Here is a 3,595-nt window from a genome sequence, read left to right on the forward strand (position 1 = left end):
CAATCGAGCCATCCGCGGCAATCGCCGCGCCCAGTGCCAGAGTCAATGGCATCAGCGTCATGTGGTCAAGCGCATCACCAATGCCACCCAGTGGACCAAGACCCGCCACTTTTATGGCGTTGATGGTGCTTGGTTTTTCTTTGTTCTCTTCCATCGCTACCGACAGGCCAAGCAGGAAGGTGAACAGTTTTGGTGAGCTGTTGAAGAACTGCAGGTGGTTTTTCAACGAGGTCGCAAAGTCACGCTTGTTGTTGCCGTGAATTTTTTTCAGCGCTGGGATCATCGAGTACGCGTAACCACCGGCCTGCATACGTTCGAAGTTGAAGTTGCCTTCCATGAACAGGCCACGCAGGGCACACATCACAAGCTCACGCTTGGTGATCACTTTACGCACTTCAGTGTCCTGGTACGCATCAATCTCATCAGTGAAACGTTCTGCTTGTTCAACTTCTTTTGGAAGTGTGTCTGTATTAGATACCGTCGTCATCGTAATTCTCACTTTGCACAGAGTTATTGCTTGCGACTGCCTGGGCTTGGTTGCCAGTCATGAAGTAGTAAAGGACCGCGGCTGAGCCACCGAGTACCGCCACCGCCATGATTGGCAGTTTCAGGTACGTGGTCATCACGAAACCAATGAAGAAGATCCCCGCCATCTCTTTGTTCCACATCACTTTTAATAGCATGGCGAAACCGATAGCTGGCACCATTTTCGCGCCGATACCCAGACCTTCAAGCAGCATGGTTGGCGCGTTTTCGTCAATCCATTGTGCCGCGTGCTCACCAAAATACACGGTGATAAACGCGACCACGGAGTACATGGTGGCACGAGCGGTCAGAATGCTGATCAATAAGAAGTCGATACCGCGAGAATCACCGCGCTCGGCGCAGTCGTCCGCTTTACCCATCGCAAACGAGGACATGGCGAAGAAGCCGATGATCAACATCTGCATCAGTACCGCAATCGGCATACCGACGCCCATTGCGATTTCTGGGGTTTGGTTGGTCATGATGGCAAACGCCACCGCGGCAATCGTACCCATGGTTACATCTGGTGGCTGAGCGCCAGCGTTTGGCACCAGGCCAAGCCACGCCAACTCCAGAACCGCACCGGTCATCAGACCCAATTCCAGATCACCCATGATCAGACCAATAATCGGACCGGTGATCAGAGGACGGTGAATGTTCAGTGCAACATCGTATTTATCGATACCACACAGGAACGCCCACGCCGCAACAAGCATTGCTTCAAATAGCATTGTCTCTTCCTTTATCAGAGCCGGAGGAGGACGACCTACCCCAGCGGTTGAAAATTACGCGCTCGCTGTCGCCAGAGCTAACACCTCAACCGGTTCTTGGTCTGGGGTGTTTTGGATAGTGGAAACCACATTGCACGCCGCAATGCGCTCAAAGGCCGCGATGTCTTTGTCATCGACTGACACGGTTTTTGAGATTTGTTGTTTACCTTCGTGGAAGTGCATGTTGCCCACGTTCACCGCCTTGATAGGCACGCCGCCTTCAATCAGACGCGCCACGTCGGTTGGGTTCGAGCACACGATGAATATTTTTTGCTCCGGCTTGGCTTTACCAATGATAGTGCACAGCTTGTCGACCGAGTAGAACGAGGTTTTGAACTCGCCACCGGCAGAAGCACGCATCGCCGCCTGAGAGAACTCGGCGGTTGGGCCTTCGGCCACATCGTCGTTACACACGATGCAGGTGTTGGCACCAGAGGCTGGCATCCAGGTAATTTTTACCTGGCCGTGTAATAGACGCTCGTCAATTCGACACCATACGATATTCGCTGACATAATATTAAAACCCTCAGTTATGATCCAAATGGGTGGATAATCACGCCTTGCACGACACGGTTGACTTCGCCCGTCGGGCATGGATTATCCGGTGTAATGTCTAGTGCTAACGAATGGAAGAATGAGTACTCCTGCGCCACAACCAGGTATGGAAAAATCAACTCAACATCAGAAGCCGCTTCCAGACCTTCAATATGCAGGTAGTGACCATCAGTGACGACATCATCGAGTTGCGCAGCCACTGCCACAACTTGTAGTGCCTGATTATCACGACGTAATTCTGTTAGCAGGTCTAAGTCGTATTGACGTGTGTATGGGTCATTCGAGATGTAGACCATGATCAGGGTTTCATCATCAATAATCGACTTAGGACCGTGACGGAAACCAAGTGGCGAATCGTACATCGCAATCACTTTACCTGCAGTTAACTCTAGCAGTTTTAGCGCCGACTCCTGAGCCAGACCTTGGAAACCACCCGAACCGAGGTAAATCACACGTTTTGCATCTTTCACTACAATGTCACGAATTGGTGCACATACGTCTTGGATGAGTTTTTTAGATTGCTCACATACTTTCTCTAAATCTTTCGCATCCGCTTTATTGAACGTTAAGAATGAGAATGCCGCCATCATCATTGAAGAGAACGAAGAGGTCATTGCGAATGACTTATCGTTGGTTTCCGCTGGCATTAATACTGCGAACGAACGCGCATCGCTTTGACAACGACTGTACAGCTGACCTTCCGCATTACAGGTAACAACCAGATGGAAGGAGTCAGACAGTACTTGAGAGGCCAAATCCACCGCATGCACAGATTCTGGTGAGTTACCTGAACGAGCGAATGACACCAATAACGTTGGGATATCTTCCGCGAAGTACTGAGATGGGTTTGATACGATGTCTGTGGTCGCGATCGCTTCTACACGACAGTTCAGCTCTTTCGCTAGGATTGGCGCTAACGCTTTACCAGCAAAGGCAGAAGTACCTGCGCCAGTCATTACGATGCGTAGGTTATCTTTGGCAAACAACGGCGCAAGGAACGCCTCTGCTTGTGCGCGACACTCATTTACAATTGAAAGCGTTTTTAGCCAACAGTCCGGCTGCTGCTCAATTTCTTTTGCTGTCCAGAAACCTTTATTTTCTTCTAGTTCAGCAACCTCAATGCCTAGGTGTTTCATAATTTGTTCACTCGTATAATTAGAACTTACAAGCACGTGCGTAGATTTCTAGCACGGTCTTTTGAATCTTGTTGATAACAAACGCTTTAGGGTTGTTTTCGATATCGCCGCTACGCAGTGCTGCATAACCTTCTGGTAGGTATTGGCTCGCCAATGCGAGAGGCAGACCATCCTTTAGATTAGCGAACAGTTTATCCACGGCTGCTTGAATAGTTTCATCAGCCCAGTAGTAGCGGATACGGTCAGACAGAGAGTAAGAACGTGCGAATTTTTGCTCGGCTTCGTTACCGTGGTAGTACTTCGCCCAGTTATCTGGTTTCGCGAGCATTACCGATTCGATCACGTCACGTAGGTTAGAACGCAGCTCCGTTGGTAGCATTTCATCTTCAATAGCACATAGACCGTATAAGGCTTCACGCATTGCAAAAGTCAGTTGTGGCCCCACTTTCAGAATGGCAAAGTGATCGCGAACTAATAGGCCGTAGTTCTCTGGAGATTGATAATCAGTGGAGTGCGCTTCAAAAAGCATGTGTTCAAACTCGTTGACCACTTTTGATAGTTCAGCGGCTGGCTCAGGTTTGTAATCAATGACGCTAGAGTGATCGAACT

General features: G+C 49.5%; 5 protein-coding genes. All 5 read right to left on the reverse strand.

The genetic code is table 11. The features are described 5' to 3' along the window. A partial coding sequence (locus B7C60_RS17900; protein WP_245868578.1) for a PTS system mannose/fructose/sorbose family transporter subunit IID occupies window positions 1-487 on the reverse strand: 487 nt, incomplete at its 3' end. Continuing rightward, a complete protein-coding gene (gene agaW / locus B7C60_RS05040; RefSeq protein ID WP_099610716.1) occupies window positions 471-1,256 on the reverse strand; it encodes a PTS N-acetylgalactosamine transporter subunit IIC in 786 nt (261 codons plus the stop codon). The genes agaW and B7C60_RS17900, both read right to left, overlap by 17 nt. A 54-nt stretch (window positions 1,257-1,310) precedes the next feature. Further along, complete coding sequence (locus B7C60_RS05045; protein WP_216639301.1) at window positions 1,311-1,808, reverse strand: PTS sugar transporter subunit IIB; 498 nt, start codon at window positions 1,806-1,808, stop codon at window positions 1,311-1,313. Between the two features lie 17 nt (window positions 1,809-1,825). Then, window positions 1,826-2,986: an SIS domain-containing protein gene (locus B7C60_RS05050; protein WP_099610717.1), complete on the reverse strand. Its 1,161-nt coding sequence runs from the start codon at window positions 2,984-2,986 to the stop codon at window positions 1,826-1,828. 19 nt (window positions 2,987-3,005) lie between these two features. Then, window positions 3,006-3,595 (reverse strand): class II D-tagatose-bisphosphate aldolase non-catalytic subunit (locus B7C60_RS17905; RefSeq protein WP_245868581.1); only part of this gene is annotated, 590 nt, incomplete at its 5' end.

The sequence above is a fragment of the Vibrio fujianensis genome (assembly GCF_002749895.1).
In the GTDB taxonomy this organism is placed as follows: Bacteria; Pseudomonadota; Gammaproteobacteria; order Enterobacterales; family Vibrionaceae; genus Vibrio; species Vibrio fujianensis.